Below are 4,840 nucleotides of genomic sequence, written 5' to 3'. Positions count from 1 at the left end.
GTCGCGGAACAGCTGGAACAGCCGCTCGCTGTCGCGGATGTCGGCGACCACGGTGTTCTCGGTGTCCAGCAGCGCCTCGTCCCAGAGCTCGAGCTGGCTGCGGTGCAGGTTGGACTCGTCGTGGTCGAGCATGATCAGCTGCTCGGGTCCGAAGCCGTACACCTGGCGGCACAGTTCGCTGCCGATCGAGCCGCCCGCGCCGGTGACCAGTACCCGCTTGCCGGCGATCGCCTCCCGCGCGTGCCGGCTGACCACGTGCATCTCCGGCCGCCCGATCAGCGGGCCGACCTGCAGCGCCCGCATGTCGGTGCCGGCGATCTGCCGTTGCAGCGCGGACAGGAACGGCGGCAGGTGCAGTACGGTCGCGCCCAGGGCGGCGGCGCGGCGGCCGAGCTGCCGTACCTCGTGGGCAGGCATCGACGGGATCGCGATCACCACGACGTCGACCCGGCTGCGCTCGAGCACCTTCTCCAGGTCGGCCACGGTGCCGAGGACCCGGCGCCCGCCGTACCGGCGGCCCTGCTTGGTCGCGTCGTCGTCCAGGAACCCGACCGGCTCCAGCCCGAACGAGCTGACCCGGTGCAGGTCGCGGGCCAGTGCCACCCCGGCCTCCCCGGCGCCGACGACGACGGTCCGCAGCAGCAGGCTCCGGTCGCTGTGCTGTAACAGCAGCGGCTCAGTCATTCCGTTCCCTTTCCTGAGATGCCCTCGTTGGCGATGGCTGCGATCGCCGCACACACCGCGTCGACCTGCTCGCCGGTCAGCCGCGGGTACAGCGGCAGCGACAGCACTTGGTCGAACAGCGCGTCCGCCCCGGTCAGCCCGGCCGACGGAATCAGCGCGGCCTGGCTGAAGTACGCGAGCCGATGGACCGGGATGAAGTGCACCGACGTACCGATCGCGCGCTCGGACAGCGCGGCGATGATCTTGTCGCGCTCGATCCCGCCGCGCAGCCACAGCCGGACCGGGTACAGATGCCACGCGTGCGTGCCGTCGCCGGGCGCCGGGCGGTGCGGGAGCCGGACACCGGGCAGCCCAGCGAGCCGTTCGTCGTACCGTGCCGCGATCTCCGCCCGCCGGCGCTGCCAGGCCGGGAAGTGCGCGAGCTGCGCCCGGCCCATCGCCGCCTGGACGTCGGTCATGTTCGCCTTCAGGCCGACGTCGGCGACGTTGTAGCGCCAGCTCCCGCCGGGCAGGTACCGGCGCCACGCGTCCGCGGTCATCCCGTGCAGGCGCGCCCGGCGCAGCCAGTCGGCGCGCGCGGCGTCGTCGGTGGTGATCATCCCGCCCTCACCGAGCGGCAGGTTCTTGGTGGCGTAGAAGCTGAAGCAGGTCGTTCCGGGTCCCGAGCCGACCGGCGCGTCCCCGGCGTACGTGCCGAGCGCGTGCGCGGCATCCACGACCACCCGGTCGAGCGGTACGCCGGCCGCCTCGGCGAGCGCCGGTACGTCGGCGACGTCGCCGGCCCAGTGCACGACGACCAGCGCGGCGGGCTGCCCGTACTCCTGCGCCGCGGTGCGCACCGTCGCCGGCGTCGGCATTCCGGTGGCCGGATCGACGTCGACGAGCACCGGCTGGTGCCCGGCGTGCACGATCGCGTGGACGGCGCCGCAGAACGTCATCGTCGAGCTCAGCACCAGCGACCCGGGCGGCAGCCCGAGCGACCGCAGCGCGAGTTCGATCCCTTGTGTGCAAGACGAAACGGCCACCGCGTGCGCGGCCCCCACCGCGGTCGCGAACTCCGTCTCGAACGCCGCCACCTCGCGTCCGGTGGTCACCCACCCGGACTGCAGCACCCGCAGTACGGCGGCCTGCGCGTCCGCGGTGATGTGACAGTCCGCGAACGGTACGACGATCTCCTCGGCCGGAACCGGACGTGGCACAGCAGTGATTCGGGTACTCATCCCGATGCCCCCTCCAAGCCCCCCACGGGCCCTGATGTCCCTCGACGCTACGGGCTGTGACCACCACCCCGCGCCCGCCGAGGAGACGAGAACGTCTACGTCAAGAGGATGATCCGGGCCCGGCGGTGATTACGGACCCCTCGGTCTCGTCGATACCGGTCACACCGTGTGAACGGGCGAAGGCGACCAGTGCGAGCGTCGAGTGCTGCTCCGAGCGGCGCAGCAGACTCTGGATGTGCGTCCGGACCGTGTTCGTGGACACGAACAGGTACGTGGCCGCCTCGGCCCGGGTCATCCCGGACACCAGGCAACGCAGTACGTCGAGCTCCCGGTGCGTGAGCTGGTCGACGAAGCCGGACGCGGCGCGCTGCCGCCGTACGTCGTCCATCAGGTGCCGCAGGACCGGTTGCAATGTTGCCGGGGACAAGTACAGGTTGCCGTCCAGCACTTGCCAGAGTGCTTCGACGAGGGTGCTCAGCCGGGTGGTCTTGGTCAGCCAGCCGCGGGCGCCGGCTTCGAGCGCCTGCACGATCGATCGCGGATCCGTGCTGCCGGACAGCATCACGACGGCGGGCGGTGCCGGGGCTTCGGCGAGTTCGGCGAGCAGGTCGGTGCCGGACTCCCCGGCCAGCGACAGGTCGAGCAGCACGAGGTCCGGGTGGCCGGTGGCGATCTGGGTCCGGGCCGTGTCGAGGTTCGAGGCGACGGCGACCTTGCTGATGCCGGTCTCGGCGGCGAGCAGGTTCGCGAGCGCCTCGGCGAAGACGCGGTGATCGTCGACCAGCAGCACCGAGACACCGGCCGGGCCGGTCACCGGTGCCCGTCCGCGACGAGTTCCTGGACGTCGACGAGTCCCGCGGCGGCGGCCGCGCGGGCGATCTTGCCGCGGGCGTGGACGCCGAGTTTGCGCAGTACCTGCTGGACATGAGTGCGGACCGTGTGCGTGCTGACGCCCAACTGGTCGGCCATCCACTGGGTCGAGTGGCCTTGTACTACGAGCCGCAGTACCTCCAGTTCCCTGGTGGTCAGCGGCTCGACGACCGCTCGTCGCGTGCGGCGTGCGGAGGCGGGCCGGCCGGCCGTCATATGATTGCCTGTAGCAACCAGTTCGACGGCTTCGACAAGTGTCCGGAGCGCGCACGACTTGCTCACGACCGCGTCCACGGTGCCGCGGTCGTAGGCGTCCCAGGCGAGGTCGTCGTGCGGGTCGGCGAGCAGTACGACGTACGGGTCGCGGAGTTGCCCGGCTGTTGCCGGAGACTGGAGTACGACGAGATCCGGTTGCAGGCGGGCGGTCTCGGCGAGTAGTTCGTTGGTGTCGTCGGTGGTGAGGACGACCTCGTGGCCGTGCCGGGCGAAGGCGGCCGAAAGGACCGCGGCGAACAACCATTGGTCGTCGCAGATCGCCAGCCTCATGCCGACCTCACCGTGAGCCGGCCGGCCGGCAGGCACAGCCGCACGGTGGTTCCGCTGCCCGGCAGGCTGATGACTTCGATCCGGCCGCCGAACGCCCGGGCCGCGGCCGTGACCACCTGCAGGCCGTGCCCGGTACCGGCGGCGATCTCGCCGAAGCCCGGCCCGTCGTCCGACACCTCGACGAACGCCTCGCCGTCGCCCGAACCGACCCGCAGCTGGACGTGACCGGTGCCGCCGGCCGCACGGCAGGCGTTGTCGAGCAGGTTGCCGACGGCCCGGCGCAGCAAGGCCTGGTCCGCGGCGACCACGACCCGCGGAGCACGCTCGAAGATCACCGGCACCCGGTGCGTCAGCCGAACCAGGTCCGCGCACTCACCCGCGAGCTGGGTCAGGTTGACCCCGCCGATCCGCAGGGCCGGTGTCTGCTCCACTTCCAGGAGTTCGGCGATCGCCCGGAACTGCTGGTGGATCAGTGCGAGCCGGCCCGGTCCCGCCAGCTCGGCGGCGGCCGGTTCGGACAGGAACAGCCCGGCGGCGACGTACTGCCGCAGGTCGTGGCAGAGCTGGAGCAGGTGTTGCGGGTCGTCGTATCCGAACGTCGACGGTGACGCGTCGGCAGCGCTCATCGGTGACCCCCCTCAGGTCAACGCCGAGCCGGCCGCCCACCGCGGCCCACGTCGCCAAGCCCTCGACAACCACGCACGGTGACAGTCCGGCACGGTATCCCCGCTCGAGCCCCCCAGGCCACGCGTCTCGGTCCCAGGCACCAGTAGAGGCGCGACCAGGGAAAAGAGGCAGGCCTATCGGGGATACGTCATGATCTGGTCATCTTCGTGTCATCTGTTGTTCAGGTAATGGATGACGACGGTGAGTGATCAGGGCTGGTATTCGTACGCACCGAGGTCGTCGTACAGCCGCGGCCCTTCGGCGAAGGTGTTCGGGGTCGCCGGGTCGTCCACCCGGGGCAGACCTTCGATGTCGCTCGACTGGGCCCCGGAGACGCCTGAGTCGCCGCGGTCGATGGCCGCCGAGCCGGCCCCGATCCGGAGGTCCCAGGTCGACGGGGACACGAACAGTGGATCCGCCTGCACCCCGTGCGCCTCCTGGTGGGTCGCGGCCTGCATCGCGGCGAGGGTCGTGTACGTCTTGCCGAAGGCGTACATCGTCCCTCTCGTGGTCAGCCAGACGAGGTTGTGGTCGACCGTTGTCGAGGCTGGTGCGGAGTCCCAGATGCCGATGTTGCCGGCTCGCCGCGAGCAGGCGATGCCGTTGTAGGCCGGGTAGAGGGCGTTGTCGGCGGCGACGTTGTTGTAGACCAGGTAGTTGCCGGAGGTGCCCTCGACGTTGATGCCGGTTGTGCAGTTGCGGTAGACGGTGTTGCTGATCAGCCGGCCGCCGGTGACGTTGAGGTCGTCGATGCCGTGGTCGCCGTTGTCGTACGTGACGTTCAGTGCGGCCAGGTTGTCGTTGCCGCCGGGGTAGAACTGGATACCGGAGTCCTCGTTGTCGTGGGTGACGTT

The 4,840-nt window shown here is 70.6% G+C and carries 6 protein-coding genes; all 6 read right to left on the bottom strand.

The window, feature by feature from the left end; genetic code table 11:
- On the bottom strand, positions 1 to 684 hold a 684-nt coding region (locus tag VFF46_RS18815), incomplete at its 3' end, for a polysaccharide biosynthesis protein (protein WP_325038450.1).
- Positions 681 to 1,904, bottom strand: a complete 1,224-nt coding sequence (locus tag VFF46_RS18810; protein WP_325038449.1) for a DegT/DnrJ/EryC1/StrS aminotransferase family protein — start codon at positions 1,902 to 1,904, stop codon at positions 681 to 683. The genes VFF46_RS18810 and VFF46_RS18815, both read right to left, overlap by 4 nt.
- A 100-nt stretch (positions 1,905 to 2,004) precedes the next feature.
- Positions 2,005 to 2,718: a response regulator transcription factor gene (locus VFF46_RS18805; protein WP_325038448.1), complete on the bottom strand. Its 714-nt coding sequence runs from the start codon at positions 2,716 to 2,718 to the stop codon at positions 2,005 to 2,007.
- Positions 2,715 to 3,320: a response regulator transcription factor gene (locus tag VFF46_RS18800; protein WP_325038447.1), complete on the bottom strand. Its 606-nt coding sequence runs from the start codon at positions 3,318 to 3,320 to the stop codon at positions 2,715 to 2,717. The genes VFF46_RS18805 and VFF46_RS18800 overlap by 4 nt, the downstream gene beginning before the upstream one ends.
- The gene (locus VFF46_RS18795; RefSeq protein WP_325038446.1) at positions 3,317 to 3,946 is read right to left on the bottom strand and encodes a sensor histidine kinase; all 630 of its coding nucleotides are present in this window, start codon (positions 3,944 to 3,946) and stop codon (positions 3,317 to 3,319) included. Before VFF46_RS18795 ends, VFF46_RS18800 begins: the two co-directional genes overlap by 4 nt.
- 249 nt (positions 3,947 to 4,195) lie before the next feature.
- The coding region (locus VFF46_RS18790) for a right-handed parallel beta-helix repeat-containing protein (RefSeq protein ID WP_325038445.1) at positions 4,196 to 4,840 on the bottom strand (645 nt) is incomplete at its 5' end.

Source organism: Kribbella sp. (assembly GCF_035655035.1).
Taxonomy (GTDB): domain Bacteria; phylum Actinomycetota; class Actinomycetes; order Propionibacteriales; family Kribbellaceae; genus Kribbella.
This window is presented reverse-complemented; position numbering and strand designations above follow the sequence as displayed.